Annotated in this window: 21 protein-coding genes, 1 tRNA gene and 4 pseudogenes; 14 read left to right on the top strand and 12 right to left on the bottom strand. The window is 68.7% G+C overall.

The window, feature by feature from the left end; genetic code table 11:
• Nucleotides 1–15 precede the first annotated feature (15 nt).
• Both ACFY1J_RS34900 and ACFY1J_RS34895 read left to right on the top strand, forming a co-directional pair.
• Nucleotides 16–93 (top strand): annotated as a pseudogene (locus ACFY1J_RS34900) (MarR family transcriptional regulator); the annotation flags it as partial.
• 19 nt (nt 94–112) lie between these two features.
• Complete coding sequence (locus ACFY1J_RS34895) at nt 113–643, top strand: isochorismatase family protein (RefSeq protein WP_390707006.1); 531 nt, start codon at nt 113–115, stop codon at nt 641–643.
• 258 nt (nt 644–901) lie between these two features.
• Here the strand turns inward: ACFY1J_RS34895 and fdhD are convergent, their stop codons facing one another.
• Entirely contained in the window at nt 902–1750 is an 849-nt protein-coding gene (gene fdhD, locus ACFY1J_RS34890; RefSeq protein WP_390707005.1) for a formate dehydrogenase accessory sulfurtransferase FdhD, read from the bottom strand.
• 7 nt (nt 1751–1757) lie between these two features.
• Entirely contained in the window at nt 1758–3008 is a 1251-nt protein-coding gene (locus ACFY1J_RS34885; protein WP_390707004.1) for a 2-dehydropantoate 2-reductase, read from the bottom strand.
• Nucleotides 3009–3392: 384 nt separating this feature from the next.
• Here ACFY1J_RS34885 and ACFY1J_RS34880 point away from each other — a divergent pair, with 384 nt between their 5' ends.
• Together ACFY1J_RS34880 and ACFY1J_RS34875 are read left to right on the top strand one after the other, a co-directional pair.
• Nucleotides 3393–4340 (top strand): beta-ketoacyl-ACP synthase III, encoded by a 948-nt coding sequence (locus ACFY1J_RS34880; protein WP_390732599.1) that lies wholly within the window; start codon nt 3393–3395, stop codon nt 4338–4340.
• Nucleotides 4341–4491: 151 nt separating this feature from the next.
• Entirely contained in the window at nt 4492–5169 is a 678-nt protein-coding gene (locus ACFY1J_RS34875; protein WP_390732652.1) for a GntR family transcriptional regulator, read from the top strand.
• 246 nt (nt 5170–5415) lie between these two features.
• Here the strand turns inward: ACFY1J_RS34875 and ACFY1J_RS34870 are convergent.
• The 3 genes and pseudogenes from ACFY1J_RS34870 to ACFY1J_RS34860 form a co-directional block, all read right to left on the bottom strand.
• Nucleotides 5416–6549, bottom strand: a pseudogene (locus tag ACFY1J_RS34870) (acetate--CoA ligase family protein); the annotation flags it as partial.
• Between the two features lie 4 nt (nt 6550–6553).
• Nucleotides 6554–7786, bottom strand: a complete 1233-nt coding sequence (gene frc, locus ACFY1J_RS34865; RefSeq protein WP_390707002.1) for a formyl-CoA transferase — start codon at nt 7784–7786, stop codon at nt 6554–6556.
• Nucleotides 7787–7797: 11 nt separating this feature from the next.
• Nucleotides 7798–9495 (bottom strand): thiamine pyrophosphate-binding protein, encoded by a 1698-nt coding sequence (locus ACFY1J_RS34860; protein ID WP_390732598.1) that lies wholly within the window; start codon nt 9493–9495, stop codon nt 7798–7800.
• Between the two features lie 142 nt (nt 9496–9637).
• Here ACFY1J_RS34860 and sucC point away from each other — a divergent pair, with 142 nt between their 5' ends.
• From sucC to ACFY1J_RS34840, 4 genes are all read left to right on the top strand, one after another.
• Nucleotides 9638–10768: an ADP-forming succinate--CoA ligase subunit beta gene (gene sucC, locus ACFY1J_RS34855; RefSeq protein ID WP_390732597.1), complete on the top strand. Its 1131-nt coding sequence runs from the start codon at nt 9638–9640 to the stop codon at nt 10766–10768.
• Nucleotides 10769–10779: 11 nt separating this feature from the next.
• Nucleotides 10780–11679: a succinate--CoA ligase subunit alpha gene (gene sucD, locus ACFY1J_RS34850; protein ID WP_390732596.1), complete on the top strand. Its 900-nt coding sequence runs from the start codon at nt 10780–10782 to the stop codon at nt 11677–11679.
• A 326-nt stretch (nt 11680–12005) separates the two neighbouring features.
• The gene (locus ACFY1J_RS34845) at nt 12006–13568 is read left to right on the top strand and encodes an aldehyde dehydrogenase family protein (RefSeq protein WP_390706998.1); all 1563 of its coding nucleotides are present in this window, start codon (nt 12006–12008) and stop codon (nt 13566–13568) included.
• Between the two features lie 185 nt (nt 13569–13753).
• Nucleotides 13754–13838: transfer RNA gene (locus ACFY1J_RS34840), tRNA-Leu, on the top strand.
• On the opposite strand, the gene ACFY1J_RS34835 is transcribed toward ACFY1J_RS34840, so the two are convergent.
• Complete coding sequence (locus tag ACFY1J_RS34835) at nt 13803–15512, bottom strand: recombinase family protein (protein WP_390706997.1); 1710 nt, start codon at nt 15510–15512, stop codon at nt 13803–13805. The genes ACFY1J_RS34840 and ACFY1J_RS34835 overlap by 36 nt on opposite strands.
• A 714-nt stretch (nt 15513–16226) precedes the next feature.
• Between ACFY1J_RS34835 and ACFY1J_RS34830 the strand changes: the two genes are divergently transcribed.
• The 6 genes and pseudogenes from ACFY1J_RS34830 to ACFY1J_RS34805 all read left to right on the top strand — a co-directional run.
• A complete protein-coding gene (locus ACFY1J_RS34830) occupies nt 16227–16667 on the top strand; it encodes a hypothetical protein (RefSeq protein ID WP_390732595.1) in 441 nt (146 codons plus the stop codon).
• A 35-nt stretch (nt 16668–16702) separates the two neighbouring features.
• Nucleotides 16703–17155 (top strand): hypothetical protein, encoded by a 453-nt coding sequence (locus ACFY1J_RS34825; protein ID WP_390732594.1) that lies wholly within the window; start codon nt 16703–16705, stop codon nt 17153–17155.
• Nucleotides 17152–17433 (top strand): hypothetical protein, encoded by a 282-nt coding sequence (locus tag ACFY1J_RS34820; protein ID WP_390732593.1) that lies wholly within the window; start codon nt 17152–17154, stop codon nt 17431–17433. Before ACFY1J_RS34825 ends, ACFY1J_RS34820 begins: the two co-directional genes overlap by 4 nt.
• Nucleotides 17430–18218 carry an IS21-like element helper ATPase IstB gene (gene istB / locus ACFY1J_RS34815; protein ID WP_390706994.1) on the top strand — a complete coding sequence of 263 codons (789 nt, stop codon included), beginning with the start codon at nt 17430–17432 and terminating at the stop codon, nt 18216–18218. Before ACFY1J_RS34820 ends, istB begins: the two co-directional genes overlap by 4 nt.
• A 109-nt stretch (nt 18219–18327) precedes the next feature.
• On the top strand, nt 18328–18912 hold the full coding sequence (locus ACFY1J_RS34810) for a GNAT family N-acetyltransferase (RefSeq protein WP_390706993.1): 585 nt from the start codon (nt 18328–18330) through the stop codon (nt 18910–18912).
• Between the two features lie 314 nt (nt 18913–19226).
• Nucleotides 19227–19805, top strand: a pseudogene (locus ACFY1J_RS34805) (transposase); the annotation flags it as partial.
• Nucleotides 19806–19900: 95 nt separating this feature from the next.
• On the opposite strand, the pseudogene ACFY1J_RS34800 reads toward ACFY1J_RS34805, so the two are convergent.
• The 6 genes and pseudogenes from ACFY1J_RS34800 to ACFY1J_RS34775 form a co-directional block, all read right to left on the bottom strand.
• A pseudogene (locus ACFY1J_RS34800) lies at nt 19901–21173 on the bottom strand (IS256 family transposase); the annotation flags it as partial.
• Between the two features lie 56 nt (nt 21174–21229).
• On the bottom strand, nt 21230–22447 hold the full coding sequence (locus ACFY1J_RS34795) for a cytochrome P450 (protein ID WP_390732592.1): 1218 nt from the start codon (nt 22445–22447) through the stop codon (nt 21230–21232).
• On the bottom strand, nt 22444–23667 hold the full coding sequence (locus ACFY1J_RS34790) for an MAB_1171c family putative transporter (protein WP_390706991.1): 1224 nt from the start codon (nt 23665–23667) through the stop codon (nt 22444–22446). The genes ACFY1J_RS34795 and ACFY1J_RS34790 overlap by 4 nt, the downstream gene beginning before the upstream one ends.
• A 4-nt stretch (nt 23668–23671) precedes the next feature.
• Nucleotides 23672–24205 carry a hypothetical protein gene (locus ACFY1J_RS34785; protein WP_390706990.1) on the bottom strand — a complete coding sequence of 178 codons (534 nt, stop codon included), beginning with the start codon at nt 24203–24205 and terminating at the stop codon, nt 23672–23674.
• Between the two features lie 43 nt (nt 24206–24248).
• The gene (locus ACFY1J_RS34780; protein ID WP_390706989.1) at nt 24249–25451 is read right to left on the bottom strand and encodes an IS110 family transposase; all 1203 of its coding nucleotides are present in this window, start codon (nt 25449–25451) and stop codon (nt 24249–24251) included.
• A 203-nt stretch (nt 25452–25654) separates the two neighbouring features.
• On the bottom strand, nt 25655–26016 hold a 362-nt coding region (locus ACFY1J_RS34775; RefSeq protein ID WP_390706988.1), incomplete at its 5' end, for a transposase.

Genomic DNA, 26016 nt, shown 5'->3' with positions numbered 1-26016 from the left:
CGCGGTTCAGGGACGCTGCTCGCCCCGCTGTCGTCCGCCGAACGTGACCAGTTCATGGGCCTGTTGATCCGGATTTCCGGTACGGACGGCTGACGGCGGCTAACGTTCCGTCATGACCGCACCCCTGGCGCTCGATCCGGCGCGCACCGCACTCGTCCTAGTCGATCTGATGGACCGCATCGTCGCGCTGCCCCTGGAGCCCCGTAAAGGCACCGAAGTCCTAGTCGCTGCAGAGGAGTTGGCGGACGTCTTCCGTTCGGCCGGGGCACTCGTCGTGCTCATTCGTGTCGAACGGCCTGCGGTCGCCGAGCAGCCGCCCGGCAGCGGACTGGTCGCCGGACTGCTGCGGGACGGCGACCTGGAGATCGTGAAGCGGACGATCGGCGCCTTCCAGGGCACGGACCTCGACGCGGGCCTGCGGCAACGCGGCATCACCACACTGGTGTTCGGCGGAATCGCCACCAACCTGGGCGTCGAGTCCACCGCCCGCGCCGCGCACGACCTGGGCTACGACCTGGTCTTCGTGGAGCCCGCCATGGCAGCGTTCACCACACCGGAACACGAGGCATCGGTGCGCCTGGACTTCCCGAGGCTGGGTTCGGTGGTGCCTTCGGCGGCAGAGCTGCGCTTCAACCCGGCCTGACCAGCCAACGAGCCCACACAAGCAATCGGCAAGGGCCCACCGACGTCGCCCTTCCCAACGCGCCGGCCCGAGGGAGCCGAAGGGGCGCGCCGGTGTCCAGAGCACGAACGCGCGGAGGCCCGAAGGGCTGAGCACGATCGGGCTCTCGACACCGGCTTAGGCGCCCCGTAGGCGACCGAGCAAAACAACAGCAGCCCCCGCCGGCGCAGGGGGCGCTCCCCGCCGGCGGGGGCCCGCCGCCGTGTCGCGGGGAGCCGGTCAGGCCTGGGCGGCCGCGGCCTTCAGGGCAAGCCGGTGTTCACCCGCGTACACGTTCATGGAGCTGCCCCGCAGGAAGCCCACCAGGGTCAGGCCGGTCTCGGCGGCCAGGTCCACCGCCAGGGAGGACGGGGCCGAGACGGCGGCCAGCACCGGGATGCCCGCCATCACGGCCTTCTGCGCCAGCTCGAAGGAGGCCCGGCCCGACACCAGCAGGACGGTGCGGGACAGGGGCAGGTCGCCGTTCTGCAGGGCGCGGCCGACCAGCTTGTCGACGGCGTTGTGCCGGCCCACGTCCTCCCGTATGTCGAGCAGCTCCCCGTCCTCGGTGAACAGGGCCGCCGCATGCAGCCCACCGGTCCGGTCGAACACCCGCTGGGACTCCCGCAGCCGGTCCGGAAGGCTTGCGAGCAGCGCGGGCTCGATGCGTACGGGGGGCGTGTCGGAGACGGGCCAGCGCGTCGTCGTACGGACCGCGTCGAGGCTCGCCTTGCCGCACAGGCCGCACGACGAGGTGGTGTAGACGTTCCGCTCCAGCGTGATGTCGGGAATGGCGACGTCCGGCGTGGTCCGTACGTCCACCACGTTGTAGGTGTTGGAGCCGTCGACCGTCGCGCCCGCGCAGTAGACGATGTTCTGCAGATCGGACGCCGCCGCCAGTACGCCCTCGCTCACCAGGAAGCCGGCGGCCAGCGCGAAGTCGTCGCCCGGGGTGCGCATGGTGATCGCGAGGGGCTTGCCGTTGAGGCGGATCTCCAGGGGCTCCTCGGCGACGAGCGTGTCCGGGCGGGTGGAGACGGCGCCGTCCCTGATGCGGATCACCTTGCGTCGTTCCGTGACTCGTCCCATGTTCTGATCAGCCCCGGTTCTGTACGTGCTGGTAGCCGAATCGGCCCTTGATGCAGAGATTGCCGTGGGTCACCGGGTTGTCGTGCGGCGAGGTGACCTTCACGATCTCATTCTCCTGCACATGGAGGGTGAGGTTGCAGCCCACTCCGCAGTACGCGCACACCGTGGTCGTCGCGGACTGCTTCGACTCGTCCCAGGTACCCGCCGCGCGCATGGCGAACTCCGACTTGAACGACAGCGCCCCCGTCGGGCACACCTCGATGCAGTTGCCGCAGTACACACAGGCCGAGTCGGTCAGCGGCGCGTCGTGCTCGACGGCGACACGGGCGTCGAAGCCACGGCCGGCGACGGAGATCGCGAAGGTGTTCTGCCACTGGTCGCCGCAGGCGTCCACGCACTTGTAGCAGAGGATGCACTTGTCGTAGTCGCGCACATACAGATCGTTGTCGATCCTGGGTTCCTCGTCGAGACGGGCCGCGTCCGGGCCGAAGCGGTCCGGCTTCGCCTCGTCGAGTTCCAGCGGCTTGCCGCGCTCCAGGTCCTGGAGCGTGGAGGTGCGGTGGTCGCCGACGCGTTCCGCGCCGGCCAGCCGCCGCTCGATGGACACGCCGACCTCGCAGCCGAGGGCCTCGGCGACGGCGAGCGTCTCGCGCATCATGGTCTCGATGACCCGGCGGGTGCCGCCGTGCAGACACATCTGCCGCATGGTCGCGCGGGCCAGCGCGCTGATCGGGTTGAAGGAGATGTTGCCGAGCAGCTTGAGCCAGATGTCGTTGCGCAGATCCGGCTCGACCGGGCACTTCAGGCCGCCCGAGCGCATGGCCTCGCCGAAGGCCAGACAGCGGGGCGATACGTCGCGGTCGGGCTCGCCGATCGAGAACCGGGTGCCTTCCAAGTGCCGTACGACGCCCGGCCCTTCGAGTTCCGTCGCCGCGTAGACGACGCAGCCGACGGCCCGTTCGGGCGCGAGCACCGCGCTGACCGCGCCGCCCGGGTCCACGCTCTCGACCCGGTGGCCGTCGTACGGGCCGCCGTGCCGGTGGAAGTACCACCAGGGGATGCCGTTCTGGGCCGCGACCACCGCCGTGGTGTCGTTCAGCAGCGGCTCGATCAACGGCCCGCACGCCGCGTACGAGTTGGCCTTCAGGCCCAGGAAGACATAGTCGACCGGGCCGATCTCGGCCGGGTCGTCGGTGGCGTGGGCGCGCGCGGTGAAGTCGCCGCGCGGGCTGAGCACCCGCACTCCGTGCCGCCTCATGGCCGCCAGGTGCGGTCCACGGGCGATGAGATGCACATCGGCGCCCGCGCGGCACCGACGTAGGCGCCGATCGCACCGGCGCCGAGGACTGCGACTTTCACGGAAACGCTCCGTTCGGTTCGAGGGATACCGCGGAGGTGGTGTGGAGGTTGGTCACGGCCGAATTCTGTCGTCGAAATATTGTCTACAGTATGGAAGGTGGGACGGCAAGGGTTCGCGCGTCGCTGTTCCGGTGTCTGTGGGGGAGTGGTCGGACGTCCGAAGGTCTGATGGAAGCCGACAACGAGGTCGCCCGAATCCTGTGGCTTCGGCTGCCGCCGTACCCGTGAGTCACTGACAAGACTGGTGCATCCCGCAACCAACGGCAACGAGGGGGAGCCCCACATGAATGGCTCGCGCATCACCGCAGTCGGCCATTATCAGCCCGCCAAGGTACTCACCAACGAGGACCTGGCGGGCATGGTCGACACGAGTGACGCATGGATCCGCAGCCGGGTGGGCATCCGGACGCGGCACATCGCGGGGCCCGCCGAGCCCGTGGACGAGCTTGCCGCGTACGCCGCCGCCAAGGCGCTCGCGGCGGCGGGGCTGACGCCCGGCGACATCGACCTGGTGCTGGTCGCCACCTCCACCGCGATCGACCGCTCGCCGAACACCGCGGCCCGCGTCGCGGCCCGGCTCGGCATTCCGCAGCCCGCCGCGATGGACGTGAACGTCGTCTGTGCCGGGTTCACGCACGCGCTGGCCACCGCCGACCACACCGTCCGCGCGGGGGCCGCGACCCGCGCCCTCGTGATCGGCGCCGACAAGATGTCCGAGGTGACCGACTGGAGCGACCGCACCACCTGCGTTCTCGTCGGCGACGGGGCGGGGGCCGCCGTCGTGGAGGCGTGCGGGCCGGGGGAGGAGCCCGGGATCGGGCCCGTGCTGTGGGGGTCGGTGCCGGAGATGGGGCACGCCGTGCGGATCGAGGGCACACCGCCGCGGTTCGCGCAGGAGGGGCAGAGCGTCTACCGCTGGGCCACCACCCAGCTGCCGCCCATCGCGCGCCGTGCCTGCGAGAAGGCCGGCATCGCAGCGGAGGAGCTCGCCGCGGTCGTGCTGCACCAGGCCAACCTGCGCATCATCGAGCCCCTCGCCGAGAAGATCGGCGCCGTCAACGCCGTCGTCGCGCGTGATGTCGCCGATTCGGGCAACACCTCCGCCGCCAGCATTCCCCTCGCGCTGTCCAAGCTCGTCGAGCAGGGCGCGATCTGTGGCGGTGACCCGGTGCTGCTGTTCGGCTTCGGCGGCAACCTGTCGTACGCCGGTCAGGTCGTACGGTGCCCGTGAGGGGCCGCGCGGGCGGGTGGGCGCCGCCGCGCGCCCCGTCCGCGGTGTGATGCGCCCGACTCCCCCTCTTCGTGGCGCTTGTGCGCCGTAGACTGTAGACGAAAGACAATCGATACTGGGCTTCCGGCCCTGTCGAGGAGGGGGAGCGCGAATGTTGTCGCCCGGACTGCCGCAGGGTGCGGTGCCCAAGCTCGAACGGCCCGGCCCGCTGCGCGACCGTGTCTACGAGGCCCTGCTCGAACTCATCACCACCCGCGCGCTGCAGCCCGGCCAGCACCTGGTGGAGAGCGAGCTCGCCGGGCACCTGGGTGTCTCCCGGCAACCCGTGCGGGAGGCGCTGCAGCGGCTCAACACGGAGGGCTGGGTCGATCTGCGGCCCGCCCAGGGAGCGTTCGTGCACGAGCCGACCGAGGAGGAGGCCGACCAGCTCCTCACGGTCCGTACGCTCCTGGAGGCCGAGGCGGCCCGGCTGGCCGCCGCGAACGCGGGCAGCGCCGGAATCGGGGCGCTGGAGGAGCTGTGCGCCGAGGGCGAGAAGGCCGTGGCCGCCGACGACGTGGACGCCGCCGTCGCCCTGAACGCCCGCTTCCACGCCAAGATCATGGATCTGGCCGGCAACGCGGTCCTCGCCGAGCTCGCCGGCCAGGTGGACCGCCGCGTCCGCTGGTACTACACACCGGTGGCCCGCCAGCGCGGCCACCAGTCCTGGATCGAGCACCGCGCCCTCATCGCCGCTATCGCCGACCGCAACGAACAGCAAGCCACGGACCTCATGCGCGAACACACGGAACACACCCGGCGCTCGTATCACGACCGCGCTGAGTCCTGAGCACCGGCCGAGGAGGAACCGCGCGGCAGCTCCGCCAGGGCCGAGAACGCGCCGCATCGTCGTGCGGGCGGTGTCCGGCCGGTGAGGCCGGCGTAGGTCCCGTGCCGCCAGAGCGGCGCCGCTGGTCCGCCCTCGCCAACGTGGGGCGGACCAGCGGGAGTTGATATCGTCGACGCGAGCACAAAGACGCAGCCGGCCGGCGCGTACGTGCTCCGCCCTGCGCATCCTCGCGCAGCTGGACCTCGCCCCGAGCAGGCGCACGCCGTGCCGCTCGGCGATCGCCACGATCTCGTCCTGCAGTTCGTGCTCGCCGGTCTCGGCGAACCCGGAGGGGATGAGCACGGCGTTGGGGATCTTCTTGCGTCCCACCTCCTCCAGCGCCGCGGCCACGAACCTGGCGGGTATCGCGAAGACCGCCACATCCACCTCACCGGGAACGTCCGTGACACTCTTGTACGCCTTGCGGCCCAGAATGTCATCGGCCTTGGGGTTCACCGGGTGGATCTCCCCGGCGAAGCCGCCGTCGACGAGGTTGCGCATCACCGAGTTGCCGATCTTGCCCTGCTCGTTGGAGGCGCCGATGACGGCGACGGAGGCCGGCTGCATCAGCCGCCGCATCGAGGTGAGGATCTCCTCGCGGGTGTACTTCCTACGGGGCGGCGGCTGGCTCTCGGCGAGGATCACCCGGATGTCGGCCGCGACCGCGCCCTGCTCGGTGGCGATCACCGGATTGAGGTCCACCTCGGCTATCTCCGGGAAGTCGGCGACCAGTTGGGACACCCGCCGGATCTGCTCGGCGACCGCCCACCGGTCCACGCCCGGCGCACCGCGCACCCCGCGCAGCACCTCCGCCGCCCCGATGGAGTCCAGCATGGACAGCGCCTCGTCGCCGTCGACGGGCGCGAGCCGGAAGGTGACGTCCTTCAGCACCTCGACCAGCACCCCGCCGAGGCCGAACGCCACGACCTTCCCGAACGTCGGGTCGGTCACCGCGCCGATGATGACCTCCTGGCCCCGCGGCAGCAACTCCTGGACCTGGACGCCCTCGATACGGGCCTCGGGGGCGTACGCGCGCGCGTTCTCGACGATCCGGTGGAAGGCCGCCCGTACGTCCGCCGCGCCCTCGACGCCGACCATCACCCCACCGGCGTCGGTCTTGTGCAGGATGTCCGGGGAGACGATCTTCATCACCACGGGTCCGCCGAACCGTGCCGCGTACGCCACCGCCTCGTCGACGTCCGTCGCCAGCTCCTCGCCGGGTACGGCGATCCCGTACGCGTCGGCGATCACCTTGCCCTCGGGCGCGGTCAGCGCGGTACGTCCCCGGGCGCGCACGGAGTCGAGGAGCGACCGCACCCTGAGCACCCGGTCTTCGGCCATCACGTCAGATCACCCCGTTCGACTTGAGCAGGCGCAGTTCCTCGTCGCCGAGGCCGAGCTCGCCGATGTAGACCTCTTCGTTGTGCTCGCCGAGCAGCGGGGAACCGGTCACCTCGACGGGGGAGTCGGAGAGCTTGAGCGGGCTGCCGACGGTCACGAACTCGCCGCGCTCGGGATGCGGTACGCGGACGACCATCTCGTTGGCGATGAGCGACTCGTCCTCGATGATCTCCTTGGTGGACAGGATCGGCCCGCAGGGGATGTTGTGGGCGTTGAGCCGGTCCAGCACCTCCCACTTGGGCAGCGTCGAGGACCATTCCTCGATCAGCTGGAACATCTTGTTCAGCCGGGGCAGCCGGGCCTGCGGTGTCGCCCACTCGGGGGCGTCGGCCAGCTCGGGCCGGCCGATCAGCTCGGTGATCGGCCGCCAGCCGACGGGCTGCACGATGACGTACACGTAGTCGTTCGGGCCGCCCGGCGCGCACTTGACCGCCCAGCCGGGCTGGCCGCCGCCGGACGCGTTTCCGGAGCGGGGAACCTCCGCGCCGAAGTCGTCGTTGGGATATTCAGCGAGCGGCCCGTGTGCCAGGCGCTGCTGGTCCCGCAGCTTCACCCGGCACAGGTTGAGTACAGCGTGCTGCATAGCCACGTTGACCCGCTGCCCACGCCCGGTTTTCTCGCGCTGGAACAAGGCCGCGAGAATCCCCGCCACGGCGTGCACACCCGTCCCCGAGTCCCCGATCTGGGCCCCCGTCGCCAGCGGCGGTCCGTCCTCGAAGCCGGTGGTCGACATCGACCCGCCCATGGCCTGCGCGACGACCTCGTACGCCTTGAAAGCGGTGTACGGGCCGTCCCCGAACCCCTTGATGGAGGCATAGACGAGCTGCGGATTGATCTCCTTGATGCGGTCCCAGGTGAACCCCATCCGGTCGATCGCGCCCGGCCCGAAGTTCTCGACCATGACGTCCGAGCGCCGGATCAGCTCGGTGAGGATCTCCTTGCCGCGCTCGGTCTTGGTGTTGAGCGTGATGCTGCGCTTGTTGCAGTTGAGCATCGTGAAGTAGAGGGAGTCGACTTCAGGGAGGTCGCACAACTGCTTCCGTGTGATGTCACCGGTCGGCGCTTCCAGCTTGACGACGTCGGCGCCGAGCCAGGCGAGCAGCTGGGTCGCGGAGGGGCCGGACTGGACATGGGTCATGTCGAGGACGCGAATGCCCTCAAGTGCCCTGGCGGTCATGGGCGTTCACCTCACTTGTACATGGTCTGGTTCATGGTTCCGGGGGCGTACGCGTCCGGGTCGACCCAGACGTTGATCAGCGAGGGCTTCCCCGACTCGCGGGCGCGCCGCAGCGCGGGGCCGATGTCGGCGGGGTCGCGGACCTCCTCGCCGTAGCCGCCCAGCATCTGCGCGAACTTGTCGTAGTGGACGTCGCCGAGGGTGTTGCCGACCCGCTCGCGCTCGGCGCCGTACTTGGCGGCCTGGCCGTAGCGGATCTGGTTCATGGAGGAGTTGTTGCCGACGATGCCGACGAAGGGGAGGTCGTAGCGGACGAGGGTCTCGAAGTCCCAGCCGGTGAGGGAGAACGCGCCGTCGCCGAAGAGGGCCACCACTTCCTTGTCGGGCCGCGCCTGCTTGGCCGCGAGCACGAAGGGGACGCCGACGCCGAGGGTGCCCAGCGGGCCCGGGTCCATCCAGTGGCCGGGCGACTTGGGCTGGACGACCTGCCCGGAGAAGGTGACGATGTCGCCGCCGTCGCCGATGTAGATCGAGTCCTCGGTGAGGAAGTCGTTGATCTCGCTGACGAGTCGGTACGGATGGATGGGCGAGGCGTCCGACTTCAGGCTCGGCAGCCGCTTCTCGATCGCGGTCTGCTCGGCGGCGCGCAGCTCGTCGAGCCACTCCTTGCGTTTCGACGCGCCGCCGTTGCCGTGTCCATTAAGAGCCTGCCCGGAGGCGGCTTCGGTCACCGACTTCAGCACCAGGCCGGCGTCGCCCACGATCCCGAGGTCGATGTCCCGGTTCTTGCCGACGGTCCGGTAGTCGAGGTCGATCTGCACGACGGTCGCCTCGGGGGAGAGCCGTTTGCCGTAGCCCATGCGGAAGTCGAAGGGCGTGCCGACGATGACGATGACGTCGGCGTGGGAGAAGGCGTAGCGGCGGGACAGCTGGAAGTGGTGGGGGTCGCCGGGCGGCAGGGTGCCGCGTCCCGCGCCGTTCATGTACGCCGGGACGGTCAGGGTGCGTACGAGGTCGATGGCCGCTGCCGTGCCCCGGGTCGTCCACACCTGGCTGCCCAGCAGGATCGCGGGCTTCTCGGCGTGGACGAGGAGGTCGGCGAGCCTCTCGACCGCCTCGGGGTCGCCGGCCGAACGGGTGGAGGCGCGGTAGGCGCCGGGCTTCGGCACCCGCGCGTTCGCCGTCGGCACCTTGGCGTCGAGGACATCGCGCGGTATCTCCAGGAAGGAGGGGCCGGGCGCGCCGTGGTAGCACTCGCGGAACGCCATCGACACCATGTCGGCCGCGCGCGCCGTGTCCGGCACGGTGGCCGCGAACTTGGTGATCGGCGTCATCATGTCGACGTGCGGCAGGTCCTGGAGAGACCCCATCCTGTGCTGGGTCAGGGCTCCCTGGCCGCCGATGAGGAGCATCGGGGACTCCGCGCGGAAGGCGTTGGCGACACCGGTGACGGCGTCGGTGGTCCCCGGGCCGGCGGTGACGACCGCGCAGCCGGGTTTGCCGGTGATGCGCGCGTAGCCGTCGGCCGCGTGGGCGGCGACCTGCTCGTGGCGTACGTCGACGACCTCGATGCCCTCGTCGACGCAGCCGTCGTAGATGTCGATGATGTGGCCGCCGCACAGCGTGTAGATGCGGTCGACCCCCTCGGCCTTCAACGCCTTGGCAACGAGATGACCACCGGAAATCACGTCCTGGGTGTCGTCGGGCATGGCGAAGTCCTGTCCCTTCGTAGGGGGTTGGAACGCTTTCGTATATTGCATACAGTCGACGAATACTGTATGAAGCTTGTTATCCCGCATCCGGTGGGTGGTGTCCAGGGGGCGTGCGACACTTTCAAGACAGGAGCCGGATTTGGACCTGTACGAACACCAGGCAAGGGAACTCTTCGAGGAACACGGCATCTTGGTGCCGCGTGCCGAGGTCACGGACTCGCCCAAGGAGGCCCGTGAGATCGCCCGCAGGCTCGGCGGCCGGGCCGTCGTCAAGGCGCAGGTGAAGACCGGCGGCCGGGGCAAGGCGGGCGGAGTGAAACTCGCCGCCGACCCGGCGGCGGCCGAGCTGACGGCGCGCCAGATCCTCGGCATGGACATCAAGGGGCACCCGGTCCGCAAGGTGATGCTGGCCCAACCCGTGGACATCGAGACCGAGTTCTACGTCTCCTACGTGCTCGACCGCGCGGCCTGCCGTTTCCTCGCCATCGCCTCCGCGCAGGGCGGCATGGACATCGAGGAGGTGGCGGCGAGCAGGCCCGAGGCCGTGGCCCGGGTCCCCGTCGACCCGGCCCGGGGAGTCACCTCGGCCAAGGCGACCGAGATCGCCGACGCGGCAGCCCTGCCGCCGCAGGCCGTCGACGTCCTCGTACGACTGTGGCAGGTGCTGGTCCGCGAGGACGCCCTGCTCGTCGAGGTCAACCCGCTCGTCCGCACCCGGCAGGGCCGGCTCCTCGCCCTCGACGGCAAGGTCACCCTCGACGACAACGCCCGCTTCCGACAGGCCCGTTGGGGCGCCGCTGACACGGATCACCACGACCCGCTGGAGGCCGTGGCCGCCGCCCGCGGCCTCAACTACGTCAAGCTCGACGGCGAGGTCGGCATCATCGGCAACGGTGCCGGGCTGGTCATGTCGACCCTCGACGTGGTCGCCGGCCGTGGCGCCCGCCCGGCCAATTTCCTGGACATCGGCGGCGGTGCGTCCGCGCAGATCATGGCCGACGGGCTGTCGTTGATCCTCTCCGACCCGGCCGTGAAGTCGGTCCTCGTCAACGTCTTCGGCGGGATCACCGCGTGCGACGCGGTCGCCGAGGGCATTGTCCGGGCCCTGGACACGGTCCGGCTGACCAAGCCGCTGGTAGTGCGCCTCGACGGCAACAACGCGGCAGCCGGTCGCGCGATCCTCGACGGCCGGGCGCACCCGCTGGTCCAGCAGGCCACCACGATGGACACCGCCGCCCGCCAGGCCGCCCAACTCGCCCACACAGCCTGAGGAGCCGGCACATGGCGATCTACCTCACCAAGGAGAGCAAGGTCCTCGTCCAGGGCATGACCGGCGGCGAGGGCATGAAGCACACCCGCCGGATGCTCGCGGCCGGAACGGACGTCGTCGGCGGCGTCAACCCGCGCAAGGCCGGCCGCACCGTCGACTTCGACGACCGTGCCGTCCCGGTCTTCGGGTCGGTCCGCGAGGGCATCCAGGCGACCGGCGCGGACGTCACCGTCGTCTTCGTCCCGCCCGCCTTCGCCAAGACGGCCGTGACCGAGGCCGCCGACGCCGGCATCGGCCTCGCCGTCGTCATCACGGAGGGCATCCCCGTCCATGACTCCGTCGCCTTCACCACGTACGCACGGTCGAAGGGCACCCGAACCATCGGCCCCAACTGCCCCGGTCTGATCACCCCCGGCCAGTCCAACGCGGGCATCATCCCCGCCGACATCACCAAGCCCGGCCGGATCGGCCTGGTGTCCAAGTCGGGCACGCTGACGTACCAACTCATGTACGAACTCCGTGACATCGGCTTCTCCACGTGTGTCGGCATCGGCGGTGACCCCGTCGTCGGCACGACCCACATCGACTGTCTGACCGCCTTCCAGGACGACCCCGACACCGAGCTGATCGTCCTCATCGGGGAGATCGGCGCAGACGCGGAGGAACGCGCGGCGGCGTACGTCCGCGAGCACGTGACCAAGCCCGTCGTCGGCTACATCGCCGGGTTCACCGCGCCCGAGGGCAGGACCATGGGGCACGCGGGCGCGATCGTGTCGGGTTCGACGGGCACGGCGGCGGCGAAACGGCGGGCACTGGAGGCGGCCGGGGTACGGGTGGGCGGGACACCCACGGAAACGGCACGACTGGTACTGGAGATCCTGGAAACCCGGAGAGACACCACCCGGGACTGACTCGGGACCATGGCCGCCCACCCGCTCACCATGAGCCCGGTCGGCAGCGCAGTCGCGATGAGCCCGGCTACCAGGTGACCGGTCGCCACGTTCCCGGCCACCAAGTGACCGGTCGCCATGTTCCCGACCACCGAGCGACCGGTCACCATGTTTCCCTACGGCCAAGAGCGCGTCCCGGACGCGGCCTCCCGTCCCCGCCGGAGTCCGCGTCCCCCCGCGCGAGCCCGTGTCTCCCCGCCCGAGTCCGCGTCGAAGCGGGCTCAGGCGTCGGGGACGACCCTTGCCACACCCCGCCCCGATCGCCGCCCCGAGAGCGGAGCAGACGAATGGCACCCACGCTCACCACCACCCGCCCCACCCTCACGCTGAAGCCCGGCACCTCCTGGAGCGACGCCTGGCGGCGCTGCCTGGCCGTCGCCCCCGAGGCCTTCCGGGACGACCGCGTCCTCAACCTCCACGGTGCCGCCTGGCAGCCGGACGGCCGGGCGCTGCCCGCGACCACCCCGGTCGACGGCAGCCCGATCGCGGGCGCGCCGCGGCTGGACCGGACCACCGCCCAGCAGGCCGTACGGGCCTCGCTGGACCAGCACCGCGCCTGGCGGCATGTCCCGCTGGAGGAGCGCCGGGCCCGGGTCGCGGCCGCCCTCGACGCGCTGACCGAGCACCGCGAACTGCTCGCGCTGCTGCTCGTCTGGGAGATCGGCAAGCCCTGGCGGCTCGCCCAGGCCGACGTCGACCGGGCGATCGACGGCGTGCGCTGGTACGTCGACGGCATCGAGCCGATGGTCGCCGGCCGGGCCCCGCTGGACGGGCCGGTGTCCAACATCGCGAGCTGGAACTACCCGATGAGCGTGCTCGCGCACGCCATGCTGGTGCAGGCGCTCGCGGGCAACGCGGTCATCGCCAAGACACCGACCGACGGCGGCGTCGCCTGTCTCACCCTGGCCTCGGCGCTGATCGCCCGCGAGGGCATCCCGGTCACCCTCGTCAGCGGCAGCGGCGGCGAGCTCTCGGAGGCGCTGGTCCGCGCGCCCGAGATCGGCTGCGTCTCCTTCGTCGGCGGCCGTGACACCGGCGCCGCGGTGGCCACCGCCGTCGCCGACCTCGGCAAGCGGCACGTCCTTGAACAGGAAGGGCTGAACACCTGGGGCATCTGGAACTTCTCCGACTGGGACGCGCTCACGGCCGTCATCCCCAAGCTGTTCGACTACGGCAAGCAGCGCTGCACGGCATACCCGCGCTTCGTCGTCCAGCGCACCCTGTTCGACGAGTTCCTGGCGGCCTACCTGCCCGCGGTCCGCAGGATCAAGGTCGGCCATCCGCTGGCCGTCGGACACCCCGACGACCTTCCGCCCGAGCTGGACTTCGGGCCGGTGATCAACGCGGCCAAGGCGGCGGAGCTGCAGGCCCAGGTCGCCGAGGCCATCGACCGCGGCGCCGTCCCGCTGCACCGCGGCAGCCTGTCCGACGCCCGCTTCCTGCCCGGCCAGGACACCTCGGCGTACGTCCAGCCGGTCACCCTCCTGGGGCCGCCCCCTTCCTCCCCGCTGCACCACGCGGAGCCGTTCGGCCCGGTCGACACCATCGTCCTGGTCGACACGGAGGCGGAGCTGCTCGCCGCGATGAACGCGTCCAACGGCGCTCTGGTCGCCACCCTCTCCACCGACGACCGTGCCGCCTACGACCGGCTGGCCCCGCAGATCCGCGCGTTCAAGGTCGGTCACGGCAAGCCCCGCTCCCGCGGCGACCGCGACGAACTGTTCGGCGGCTTCGGCGCCTCCTGGCGCGGCGCCTTCGTCGGCGGCGAGCTCCTGGTACGCGCGGTGACCCAGGGCCCGGCGGGTGAGCGGTTGCCCGGAAACTTCCCGGACTACCAGCTCATGCCGTGACCCCGACCCCGGTGGCACCGGTCACGGCCGGTCGCCACCGGGCCACGCCACGACGAGCGCGGCGACCGTCTTACGAGTCGCCGCCGGGTCTTCGTACGGATATGCAGGTGAAACGCACTCCGAAAGCTTGGTATTGTTGTCCGTGTCGCCGCGGGGAACACTCCCGGCAAGGCGACAGACACCTGGTCCGGGTGGCGGAATGGCAGACGCGCTAGCTTGAGGTGCTAGTGCCCTTTATCGGGCGTGGGGGTTCAAGTCCCCCCTCGGACACAACCACTGACGATACGGTGACGAGGGCCTCGACCTTACGGTCGCGGTCCTCGTTGCGTGTTCGTAGCTGATGGTGATGCCCAGGGCGTCGTAGAGCGGGCCTTTCTTCTCGACGGCGGCGGTTTGGATGCGCTGTGCAATGTCTCCAAGACTCTCAGTGATCTGCCGGATCTGTCGCGCGTCGAGCGGGGATTGCTTCTTCCGGGTGACGGCGGGGTGCGCGTCGAGCTTCTTCTGCGTCGCGTCCTTGTCTCGCTGGGTCTCGTTGATCCACTGGGTGACGACGGCGGGGTCGGCTCCGGCATCGAGGGCTGCTTGGTAGCGGGCGAGCCGCCGCTCGCATTCCTTGATCGCCTGGCGTGCTTGAGTCTGCTCGGGGGTCTGGGGCTCTGCGGTGCTTGCTGCGGCGCTGGCGTGGGTGAGCGCTTCGATGGTGGCGGAGAGCCGGTCGGGGGCGAAGGCCCGGGCGATCCACCGGTCCAGGGCCTGGCACACGATGTCTTCGCGCAGGTAGACGGTGCGCGGGTGGGTGAGATCGGGATAGAGGGCGGCTTCTTCCTCTTTGAATTCGCAGCGGTAGTAGACGCGTTTGCGGATGGTGGCGGGCTGCATCTTGCGCCCGCACAGGCTGCACCGGATCCGGCCGCGCAGAGCGTAGGGGCGCGCGCCCCGTTTGCCGGCGCGCTCCTGCCGTCCCTGGTTGCGGGCGCGCTGCGTGCGCACGGTGCGGGCGGCATCGAAGAGAGTGGGGCTGATGATCGCTTCGTGGGCGGGTTCGTTGGAGTGGATCCACTCATTGGGCGGGTTGTGGGTCATGTGGGTGCGGTGGCCGAGGGTGACGTCGTCGACGTCGAGGAGGCGTTCTTCCTTGCGCTGCTTGTTCCAGACCTCGTGACCGGTGTAGCGGGGGTTGAGGAGGATGGCGCGCACGGCACCCTGCTGCCATGCGGTCTTCTTGCGGTGCGGATTGCGGGCGGCGTCGTGCGCGGAGGGGCAGGGAACGCCTTCCCGGGTGAGCAGGGCGGCGATGGCGCTGTAGCTCATGCCCTCTACATACATGGTGAAGATCCGCTGCACGACGGGTGCGGCGGCGGGGTCGGGCTTGAGTTTGTGGATGCGCTGGCCTGCGGCGGCCTTCGAGGGGTTGGGGTGAGGTCCGGCGTCGGCGATCCGGTAGCCGTAGGGTGGCCGCCCGCCGAGATAGCGGCCCTGGAGCTGGGCCTGCGAGCCCATGGCGGTCCGGACGCGGATCTTGATGCGGTTGTGCTCGCCCTTGCTCATGCCGCCGAAGACGGACATGACCAGGTCGTGGGCTTCGTTGTCCGGGTCAATGGGTCTGCCGACCTCCGGGACCCACAGCGGGATTCGGAAGTGGACGAAGACGGGGAAGGTGTTGCCGAACTGGTTGCCGTAGAAGGTGCGCTGCGGCTCTCCGATCACGACGGCGTCGAATCCACGGTTGGGGTTGCGGAGTGCTTGGAGGAGTTCGTTGGCGCGGGGCCGGCGCTGCCAGGGCAGAGAGCGGCTGTGGCCGACGTCGAAGTATTCGGCAACGATCTGGCCCCCGGCGGGCTCGATCAGGGCTAGGGCGCGGGTGAGCTGCCAGTTTCTGGAGGCCTCGGGATCTTGGAGGTCCTCGGTAGAGCAGCGTCCGGCGAAGGCGAAACGAATCACGTGCGGTCAGACCCCCGGGTGTAGGGCGTGGAGCGCGTTGCGGGTGTTATGTGGCGGTCTGTCGTACCTCGAATGGGCGAGAAGAGCCAGCGGGGTCCGCCCGCGCTAGCCGTTTCCGGCTTCGGGGCGCGCTTGGGAGGGATCGGCGACCAAGGCGTGAAGGAGGTGCAGAAGGGCGGCAGCGACGGACTCGCTCACTTCGGGTGGCTCGTCGGGGAGCGACACGCGGATCTTCTGGGGGGCGTCCGGACTTGAGCATGCCTCGGATGCGGGCTGGAGATGCGCTGTGGCGCCGGGACCAGATAACTCCTCGATGCTGACACATCCCTTATAGGGGTGTTGCACGGCAGCTTTGCCGTCTTGCGTCGGCCGAGGACTGGGCGAAGCGGAACCGTCGCGAACGTGGGCGGGCCGTTGGTGGCGACGACGGCCGTCTCGATTGGAACCCGGCGTAACATCTGAATGTCGCTGCCGTCCGGTATTTTCCCAGGTCAGAGCGCTGCGGCGCGGCGAAAATCAGCGGCCGGGTTGAATCCGGGTCGAATTTCGCCGTGTGTGTGCAGAGCGACGTTCTCCGCCCGGCGTGCGAGTTGACGAAAGTGCTGTGAACAGCGGAAATGCTTCCGGCGACCGGACGAGGTGTCCGGTCCGGGCGAATATGGATTATCCGGGCATTGGTGCGGCTCTGTCAGACTCCGCTCGTATTCTCACGCCGTGAGCGCATCTCAAGATTTGGAAGCGTCCGTAAGCGGCGTGACAGCTCCCGACGTCTGGCCGCCTCAGCCGGCGCCGCTCGACACCGGGAGCCGTGGGCGTGAGGACCGATTGCGGATGCTTCGGCAGATGCGGTCCGTCTGGGAGGAAAACAACCGGGCACGCCACGAGCGGATCAAGAAGGAACTCGCGGTTGCTCAGGCGCGGCAGGCCGAAGTCACCGCCTACTGGAATCATCACAAGACCACGGTCGTGGGCCGGTGGGACAGCCGTACCGGGCTGCTTGCCGAGGCCCGCGTTCGTGAGTGGGCAGTGACCGCAGGACTTCAGCTGGGCGCGAGGGGCAGAGTGACCGGCGAGCTCTGGCTCGACTACTCCACGAATGAGCTCGCGGCTGGGTCGCAGATCAAGGAAGCTCCGGATCCGCTCTTCGGCCACTGATCGAAGAAACAAGGAGCCGCGCCTGGTCCGCTAACGTGGTCGACACGGCAGACGAGCCGGGCGGACGGCCGCGTGTAGCTCCTCAGGGGGCTTCCCGAGGAACGTCCGGACTCCACAGGGCAGGGAGCCGTATCACCGTCAAAATGTGTTCCTACTCCGTCCCGGTCCGGTTCATCGACCGCAAGGTCACCGCCCACCTGACCGGCGACACCCTGGTCGTCTTCGAAGGCCGCCGCGAGATCGCCCGCCACGTCCGGCTCGCCGGACGTGGCAGGGAGCACCTGGTCCTGGACCACTACCTGGAGGTGCTGCTGCGCAAGCCCGGCGCGCCTCCGAGGCGCTGCACCAGGCCCGCGCCGAGGGCACCTTCACCGCCGAGCACGAAGCGTTCTGGGCTCTGGCCAAGCAGCAGCTCGGCGAGATCGACGGGACGAAAGCCCTGGTCAGGATCCTGCTCCTGCACCGCCATCAGCAGCACGCCGACGTGATCGCGGGCCTTCGCGCCGCCATCGCACTGGGCACCTGCAGCGAGGACGTGGTGGCTCTGGAGGCCCGCAAGGCTGCACAGGCCGACGGCCGGGCCCCGACCGTCACCGCCGCCCCGGCAACCCCCGATCGGCCGGAGCCTGCCGACCCGCAGCTGCCGCAGGTCAGCCACCTCACCGCACACCACCTGGCCAGGCCCCTGCCCGAAGACGCCCGCCCCCTGCCCCGCCTGGAGCAGTGGGACGAACTGCTCCACCTGCGCCGGAAGGACTCCTCATGACTGCCGCTCATCACGCCCTGACCGCACAGGCGCCCGACGCCGCGATCGACACCGCCTGCCGCATGCTGAGGCTGCCCACCATGCGAGCCCAGGCCGCCGACACCATCGCCCGCGCCGAACGCGAGGGCCTGTCCTACGCAGGCTTTCTCGCCGAGCTGCTGATGGCCGAGTGTGAGGACCGCGACCGGCGCCGGGCCGAACGCCGCATCCGCGCCGCGCATTTCCCGCGGGAGAAGTCCCTGCGCGACTTCGACTACCGCGCCAACCCCAACGTCGACCCGGCCGTCATCCACAACCTCGCGATCTGCGACTGGATTACCAAGGGCTACCCGCTCTGTCTGATCGGGGACTTCGGCACCGGCAAGTTCCACCTGCTCATCGGCCTGGGCACCGCGGCCGCCATGGCCGGCTACCGCGTCCGCTACACCACCGCAGCCAGCCTGGTGAACGAGCTCGTCGAAGCCGCCGACGACAAACAGCTCGGCAAGACCATCGCCCGCTACGGACGCGTCGACCTCCTCGAAATCGACGAGCTCGGCTACCTCGAACTCGACCGCCGCGGCGCCGAAATGCTCTTTCAGGTTCTCACCGAGCGAGAGGAGAAAAACAGCATCGCGATCGCCTCCAACGAGGCGTTCACCGGCTGGTCCAAGACCTTCACCGACCCGCGCCTTTGCGCGGCGATCGTCGACCGGCTCACCTTCAACGCCACCCTGATCGAGACCGGAACGGAGTCCTACCGCCTGGCCCGCACCAAAGCGAACAAGACCAACGGGATCAAGTAGTGCCCAGCACGCGAACCCGCGGGGCCTGGCGAACTGCCGTGGCGGCCGTGACGCGCTGGCGACCGGCTCGTTGTTGACGAGTGTGGTCAGCGTCGGGCGATCATGGCGCATGACTCGCGCTCTGTCGACGCCGCCCGTCATTGCCTCCGGTTTACTCGGGGGCTCCCCTCAACCCGTGCTCCCCGCCACCGGGGGCTTGCTGCTGCGCCCCTGGGAAGAAGCCGACGCACCAGCATTCCTGTCTGCTTACCAGGATGATGAGATCCGCCGCTGGCACACGCGGCGGCCCTCCTCCGAGGCCCAGGTCCGGGAATGGTTCGACGCATACCGCCAGGATTGGAAACGCGAGAAGGGCGGCCACTGGGCGATCACCCACGACGGCGACGAGGTACTCGGCCGACTGGCACTACGCGGCGTGGACTTCGACGACGGCATAGCCGGCGTGGCCTACTGGGTACTCCCGGCCGCCCGCGGCGCCGGTGTCGCGTCGCACGGCCTCGGGGCGCTCACCGCCTGGGCCCTGAACGAGATCGGCTTCCACCGTCTGGAGCTGGACCACTCCACCCGCAACCATGCCTCGTGCAGGGTCGCCACCAAGTCCGGCTACCTCCTGGAAGGCACCAAACGCAGCGCCGCCGTCCATGACGATGGCCGACACGACATGCACCTGCATGCCCGCATCCGAGGAGACTGAGCCTGCTCGATCCATCACGCAGGCCCTCCTGACCTGCGACGAGACGAACACTGCCTCCCAACGCGTGATCGAAAGGACCGGCGGCCAGTTCATCGACAGGGCCAGCGACAGGGGCGTTACTGGGTGCCGACGCCCTGATCAGCCGCCCGGTGGTCCCAGATCAAACCGCCCTCCGGAGCCACTTCACGACGCCTGAACTTCACTAATCATGCGTGAACTGGGGCCAGTTGGAGTCGCGTTGGCGGGGCCGCTGAACGGGTCTGGCACAAGTTCCGTGAAGCGTGCACGGTGAGCCCGACCGGCTCATCCGGACCCCGCAGTACCGCCCCACTCTGGTCGATCCCTACCGCAAGTACCTGCGCAAACGCCGGGCCACGGACCCCGCCGTCCCCGTCACCCACCTGCTCGCCGAGATCCGCGAACTCGGCTACACCGGCAGCGAGAACCTCCTGGTCCGCTACATCACCCAGGGCCGCGTCGAAGCCGACCACGCCACCCTCTCCCCGCGGCGCACCGCCCGACTCCTGCTCACCGATCCCGCCCACCTCAAGGAGGAACAGGCCGCGCTGTGCGACAAACTGTCCGCCGCCTGCCCGGAGATGGCCGCCCTGGCCACCCAGGTCAGCGACTTCGCCGCACTCCTCACCCCCGCACCGGGCAATCCCGGGCGGCTCAACGCCTGGATCGCCCGGACCCGCGCGGCCGACCTGCCCTTCCTGCACTCCTTCGCCACCGGCCTGGAACGCGACCGGGCCGCCGTCGACGCCGCCCTCACCCTGCCCTGGCACAACGGACGCACCGAGGGCGTCAACCACAAGATCAAACTGCTCAAGCGCCAGACCTACGGCCGGGCCGGCTTCCCGCTCCTCCGCCAGCGCATCCTGCTCAGCTGATGCTCCGCCAAACCCGGCGATCCCCGGCTACGAAAATCTTGGAAGAGCCAATCGAACGGTGTTTCTGGGGTTGTTGGGGGTTCAGCGGGGGGCGGGGAGAGCCGGCCGTCGAAGGTGATCTCGAAAGCATTCAGGGCGGCCTTCCATCGCTGTGACCAGCGTTTGCGTCCCTGCCCGGTCGGGTCGAGAGACATGATGGCCATGGAGACGCATTTGATCGCGGCTTGCTCGTTCGGGAAATGACCACGGGCCCTCACGGCCTTGCGGATCCGAGCGTTCACGCTCTCAATCGCGTTGGTCGTGCAGACAACTCGTCTTATCTCGCTGTCGAATTGGAGGAACGGCACGAACTCGGCCCAGGCGTTCTCCCACAGCCTCACGATCGCCGGATACTTCTTGCCCCAGGCGTCACAGAACTCCAAGAACCGCTCCTCCGCGACGTCCTGCGTGGGGGCCGTGTAGATCGGCTTGAGCGCCCGTGCGATCTTGTCCCAGTCCTGGCGGGCCGCATAACGGAACGACGCCCGAATCAGGTGAACGACGCAGGTTTGCGTGATCGCCTGGGGTCAGACCGTCTCGATCGCGTCCGGCAGGCCCTTGAGCCCGTCGCAGACGACCATGCAGACGCCTTCCGTCCCGCGGTTCTTGATCTCGGTCAGAACCTGGAGCCAGTACTTGGCGCCTTCGCCGCCGTCGCCGGCCCACAATCCGAGGATCTCGCGGGTGCCTTCGACGGTGACTGCGAGCACGACGTAGATCGGACGGTTGGCGACCTTGCCGTCTCGCAGCTTCACGTGCACGCAGTCGATGAACAAGACCGGATAGAAACCGCCCCGAGTCCAGCGGCCGGTTCTGCCCTTCGTTCATGCCGTCGATCACCTTGTCGGTGATCGTGGAGATGGTCGTCTTGGACACCTCGGCGCCATAGACCTCGGCCAGGTGAGCGGAGATCTCCCCGTGCGTCAGACCGCGGGCGGACAACGACAACACCATCTCGTCGACACCGCTCAGCCGACGCTGCCGCTTCTTCACGATCTGCGGCTCGAACGAGCCCTCGCGGTCGCGGGGAACCTCGATCTCGACCGGGCCGACCTCCGTCGTCACGGTCTTCGAGCGGGTGCCGTTGCGGGTGTTGCCCGAGGTCGTTTTCTCGTGCTTCTCATGCCCGAGGTGGTCGGTGATCTCGCCCTTGAGGGCGGACTCGAGGATCCTCTTCGTCAGCTGCTGGAGCAGTCCGCCCTCGCCGGTGAGCTTGATCCCGTCGGCCTGGGCCCGGTCGACCAGCTGGCTGATCAACTGGTCGTCCAGCGACTCAGGCTTCAGCCCCACCGGCTTCGCTTCCTCCACGGCCTCAGCCGACACGGTCACGTCTGTCATCAGGTGTCACTCCACGTTCAAGATCCACCGTTGACCGTACAGTCCCGTCAGTCCCGCTCACGTAGTTGCGTCCGTACGGGCAGGCTTTGAAGCCCGCGCTTGTGGAACGACGGCCACCACTGCAGTTCGTCGGCTGGGACGGCGAGTTCCAATACGGGGAAGCGTTCGAGGAGGGTTTGGATGGCGATCTCCGCTTCGAGTCGCGCGAGTGGCGCACCGAGGCAGTAGTGGATGCCATGGCCGAATGCCAGATGGGTAGGGGCGCGGCCTGGGTCGAAAGCGTCGGGCGAACGGAACTCGCGTTCGTCCCTGTTCGCTGAGGCGATGGAGACCCAGACTCGGCTGCCGGTCGGTATGACGGTATCGCCGATTGAGATGTCTTCCAGGGCGAATCGGCGCACGCCCAGGGGGAAGGGAGGGTTCCAGCGCAGGGTTTCTTCGACCACCGCTCGGATCGGGACGGTGTGGTGCCGGACGCCGTCCATCACCTCGGGGTGTAGCAGCAGACCGAGTGTCGCGTTGCCGATCAGGTGTACGGCGTTGTCGTACCCGGCGAACAGGGTGAGGAAGGCGAGTGAGAGCAGCTCCTGTTCGGTGAGGGCCTCCCGCTCGTCCCGGGCGTGGGTCAGGGCTGACAGAAGGTCCTCGGCCGGGTGACTGCGTTTGTCCTGGATGACCCCGGTCAGGAACTGGTGCATCTGCCGCATCGCTGCGCGTGAGTTCGTCGCCGACTCAGGTGAAGGTGAGAGCAGGGTGTCTGTCCAGGCTCTGAAGTCGTGACGGTCTTTCCCGGGGATGCCGAGCAGCTCACAGATGACACCCATGGGGAGTGGGAGGGCCAGGGTCTGCATGAGGTCCGTGCATGGGCCGACCTCCGTGTCGAGCAGGTCGGCCGCCATGGTCTGGATACGGTCGCGGAGGATCGCGATGCGCCGTGGTGTGAAGACCGTCGTGACGAGTCGGCGCAGGCGAGTGTGGTCGGGCGGATCCATGTTGAGCAGGTGAGCGTCGAGCTCAGGAGGCATGGAGGACTTGTACTCGCCGCTGGTCTTGGCGTTTGCCTTGTTCAGGGAGAGTCGGGGATCTGCCAGAGCTGCGCGGGCCTCGGCGTACCGGGTGATCAGCCATACAGGCTCGCCGTCGGGAGTTACGGTGCGGCGGACAGGGGCGGTTTCGCGGAGCTGGGCATAGGTGCCATGCGGGTCAGCGAAGAGGGCTTCGCTGAGCAGAGACGAGATGCTGCCGGTTCGGTTGGTGCTGCTCATGCGTCTGCTGTTGTCGACTGGAGCCGCTTGAGAATGGCGGGGATGACGTTGGAGGTGCTGAAGGCTTCGGCGACCTGAGCCAGACGAGCACCTTCCTTGTTGAGGTCACCGTTGGCGACATCGTCAAAGTCTGGGCCGTGCCCCTCTGACGCGTCGTGGCCGGCAGACCGAGCCTGCAGGGCTGCCGCGATTTGCGCGGCTTCTGTCACGGCATCCGCCTCGTCACCGGTGATGTTTTGAGCGGCGACTATTTCTCGGGCCATGCGACTGATTTCGGCGTCGTGGTAGGGACGAAGCCTCATTTCACCGTCGAGTATCTCGATCACCTGGCGGCTGAGGAAGAACGGTAGGTCGCGTGCCAGTTCCCTGCGGGAGGCCGGCGGGGCGACGAGGACGACTTCGGGGAAGGCGTGGGTGATCGCCTGCCAGAGCGGGTAGCGGCGGTGGAAGGTGCGGTAGTCGGATATCCATGCCGTGACCCTGCCGAGGCCGACGCCCCAGGCAGGCATGGTGAACCCTACGGCGAAGAGAGCTGCCGCGACGCTGGCGAACATGGGAGCGACAACGGAGTTGACGAAGTTGAGTGGTGACATGCCGAGCTTGTCCCAGATGAGGGAGATGGCCTTGGGGAGGCAGTAGCCCAAGCCGGTGACCGCGCCCACGGTAACGACGCGCAGGCCGCGGCGCAGCCAGGGCTTGCTGACAATCTTGGAATAGCGCCCGCAGAGGCGGATCAAGCCGATCATGCTGACCGTGAACAGGGTCTGGTGGACGAGGAGGAACTCCGAAATGTACGCGGTCCTGGCGTAGTGGACGTCGAAGTCAAGGGGGTGCGATGCGTCGGTGGCGTCCCCCACGAAGAACAGCACCCAGTTCGTGGTAACCGTGGCGATGGCGTATCCGAGAATCAGCCGGTGACGGAGCCGGACCTTCGACTGCGTAGATGACCAGCTGACGAGGAGGGCCAGGAATGAGGTGAGGCAGATCTCCACGGTGGTGTAGATGATCAGTGAAGTGATGTTGGGTGTGCCAACCAGCGCATCGACACGTACGTACACCGCCGGGGCAGCGAAGCCGAACGGTGCGGCGAACGTGCCGATCGCCAGGCACAGCAGCTGCAGTTCCTTATTGCCCCAGTCCCGGGCAAGGTCCTTGGCCTTGAAGGCGAATGCGCTCCACGTGATAAGGGAGAGCATCCCGTAGACGACGTTGAAGAGCACTCAGCTATGTCCTTTGTGAGGAACTGCGCTCAAGGGAGCGCTCGAGGTGGCTAACAAGGTTGATCACGCTTTCCGAGAGATTTGCCGTCGGCCGGGGAGCGGCGTTGGTGGCCTGCAGGGGGATCAGCGAGGCAACGAGCTCGGCCGCCTTTTCCTCGCTCTGTTCGTAACGGGTGCGCCCGAGGACAGTGCGGACGAGCGCAGGGTCGATGTTCGGCAGAAGGAGTCGGGAGATCTCCGCCTGCTCAGCCGGGGTGGACTCGTGTTCGCAGAGCATGTGGCCGATTTCGTGGAGGACGATGTGGCCCTGGTGAGCTTTCCTGGCGTTCGCCTGGTAGACGACGTAGTCCACGTCGGGGGTAGCGACCCACATGCCGCACAGGCCGCGGTCGGCGGGGAGCGGCATCGGCACGAGGGAGATGGGTCGCCCCCGGCGTTCCTCGATTTGGTCAACGAGAACGTTGATGTTGAACGGCTCGGGTAGGTCAAGTTGCTGGACCAGATCGGCGCAGTAGCGACGCAGTTCCCTGTCGTTCATTCCCGCTCCCCCCGGGTAGCCACGGCCCACCACTGAATGAAGATCACTCTAGTGCTCCCCCTTGCCCTGCGGCTGCCGGCTCGGCTGGCAACGGTGGAAGGCTTCCCAATCTGTAAGTCAAGCGGCCTGAGTGACTGGAGGCCAGCACGGCCTGGACGTGACGTTTCCCTTCAGTGCGTTTCCTGTCGTAGAAACGCCGCGAATTGGGGTCACGCTGGATGCTGACGAGCGCCGAGGTGTAGAAGACCCGTTGCAGGCGTCGGTGATAGCGCTGAGGACGGTGGAGGTTTCCGCTGACCTTGCCCGAATCCCGCGGCGCCGGCGTCACCCCCGCGAAGGCAGCGAGGCGGTCTGGGCTGGGGAAAGCGTCCAGATCGCCACCGACTGCGACAAGGAACTCGGCGCCCAGCACCGTGCCGATACCTGGCAGGGACTGGATCACCTCAGCGAGTTCGTGCTCGCGAAACCGACCCTCGATGAGTTTGTCGGCCTCGGCGATCTTGTCGTTGAGGGCGATCACCTCCCTCGTGAAGGTGAGCACCATCGTCGCGATAGCTGTCTCGCCCGTGACAGCGGTGTGCTGCCGTTCGGCGGCCTCCACGGCCTTTGCAGCGAGAGCTTCGGCACCGCGGACCTTGCGGTTGCGCAGCCAGGTGGTCAACCGGCGCTGGCCGGTGCGCCGGATCGCAGCGGGAGTCTGGTAGCCCGTCAGGAGCAGCGGCGCTCCGCTGGTGCCCAGGTCCAAGGCCCGTTCCAGGGCCGGGAACATGCCGGTCAGCAGGGACCGGAGTCGGTTGATGGTGCGGGTGCGTTCGGCGACCAAATCGAGACGACCCTCGGTCAGCAGCCGCAGTTCCACGACAGCATCGTCATCAGGGCGGATCGGCTGGAGATCACGCCGCATACGAGCCTGGTGGGCAATGACGCGGGCGTCCCGGGCGTCGGTCTTGCCCTGGCCGCGATAGCTGTCCGAGGCCCGACCGATCGCGACGCCGGGGATGTAGAGCAGCTCCTGGCCGTGGTTGGCGAGCAGCGCGATCAGCAGTGCAGGCTCGCCGCCGGTCATGTCCAAGGCCCAGGTGACGGCTCGGCCGTCAGCGAGGTCCAGGACGTTGCCAAGGAGTTTCAGCAGCTCAGGCTCGTCATTGGCCACCCGCCGCGACAGCAGCGTAGCGCCCTCGCTGTCCAGCACCAGGCAGTGGTGGTGGGTCTTGCCGCAGTCGGTTCCCGCCCATATCCGGCTCATCGTGCTCCAGCTCGTCGTGCGTGCAGTACGTACCACGGACGACCTCGCCGGCATTGCTCTACGCAGCGACCTGTTCGCACTTCCCAATCGGCGGCCGAGTCGTCTTGGGGAGCCGGGCGGCCAAGCCTTTCGAGCCACAGCTGGCAGCCGCATGAAAGCCACACCCAGCTCCCCTGGGTGCCACAACCTCCTAATGCCGCTTGTCAAGCCGCAGCCGGGACAGGCAGCGCCCGTTGGTAGCACTGTCCGTCACGTATCAGGGCCCACAACACGTTCACCCTTCGCCGGGCCAGTGCCAGGACTGCCTGCGTGTGGCGCTTGCCTTCCGCGCGCTTCCTTTCGTAGAACCGGCGGGATTCCTCGCAGCGGCGGATGCTCAGCAACGCCGACTGATAGAAGACGCGTTGCAGACCGCGGTGGTAGCGCCGGGGCCGGTGCAGGTTGCCGCTGACGTTGCCCGAATCCCGGGGCACGGGGGCGACGCCGGCCAGGCTGGCCAAACGGTCTGGGCTGCCGAAACGGCTGAGGTCACCGCAGGTGACGCCGAGGAACTCGGAGCCGAGGA

The sequence above is a fragment of the Streptomyces sp. NPDC001406 genome (assembly GCF_042895285.1).
In the GTDB taxonomy this organism is placed as follows: Bacteria; Actinomycetota; Actinomycetes; order Streptomycetales; family Streptomycetaceae; genus Streptomyces.
The sequence above is the reverse complement of the archived record's forward strand: the minus strand, read 5'-3'. Positions and strand labels throughout refer to the sequence as shown.

Coding starts and splice junctions, on each gene's coding strand:
- ACFY1J_RS34895 (WP_390707006.1), top strand. CDS start 113: ATGACCGCACCCCTGGCGCTCGATCCGGCGCGCACCGCACTCGTCCTA.
- fdhD (WP_390707005.1), bottom strand. CDS start 1,750: ATGGGACGAGTCACGGAACGACGCAAGGTGATCCGCATCAGGGACGGC.
- ACFY1J_RS34885 (WP_390707004.1), bottom strand. CDS start 3,008: ATGAGGCGGCACGGAGTGCGGGTGCTCAGCCCGCGCGGCGACTTCACC.
- ACFY1J_RS34880 (WP_390732599.1), top strand. CDS start 3,393: ATGAATGGCTCGCGCATCACCGCAGTCGGCCATTATCAGCCCGCCAAG.
- ACFY1J_RS34875 (WP_390732652.1), top strand. CDS start 4,492: ATGTTGTCGCCCGGACTGCCGCAGGGTGCGGTGCCCAAGCTCGAACGG.
- frc (WP_390707002.1), bottom strand. CDS start 7,786: ATGACCGCCAGGGCACTTGAGGGCATTCGCGTCCTCGACATGACCCAT.
- ACFY1J_RS34860 (WP_390732598.1), bottom strand. CDS start 9,495: ATGCCCGACGACACCCAGGACGTGATTTCCGGTGGTCATCTCGTTGCC.
- sucD (WP_390732596.1), top strand. CDS start 10,780: ATGGCGATCTACCTCACCAAGGAGAGCAAGGTCCTCGTCCAGGGCATG.
- ACFY1J_RS34845 (WP_390706998.1), top strand. CDS start 12,006: ATGGCACCCACGCTCACCACCACCCGCCCCACCCTCACGCTGAAGCCC.
- istB (WP_390706994.1), top strand. CDS start 17,430: ATGACTGCCGCTCATCACGCCCTGACCGCACAGGCGCCCGACGCCGCG.
- ACFY1J_RS34810 (WP_390706993.1), top strand. CDS start 18,328: ATGACTCGCGCTCTGTCGACGCCGCCCGTCATTGCCTCCGGTTTACTC.
- ACFY1J_RS34795 (WP_390732592.1), bottom strand. CDS start 22,447: ATGAGCAGCACCAACCGAACCGGCAGCATCTCGTCTCTGCTCAGCGAA.
- ACFY1J_RS34785 (WP_390706990.1), bottom strand. CDS start 24,205: ATGAACGACAGGGAACTGCGTCGCTACTGCGCCGATCTGGTCCAGCAA.
- ACFY1J_RS34780 (WP_390706989.1), bottom strand. CDS start 25,451: ATGAGCCGGATATGGGCGGGAACCGACTGCGGCAAGACCCACCACCAC.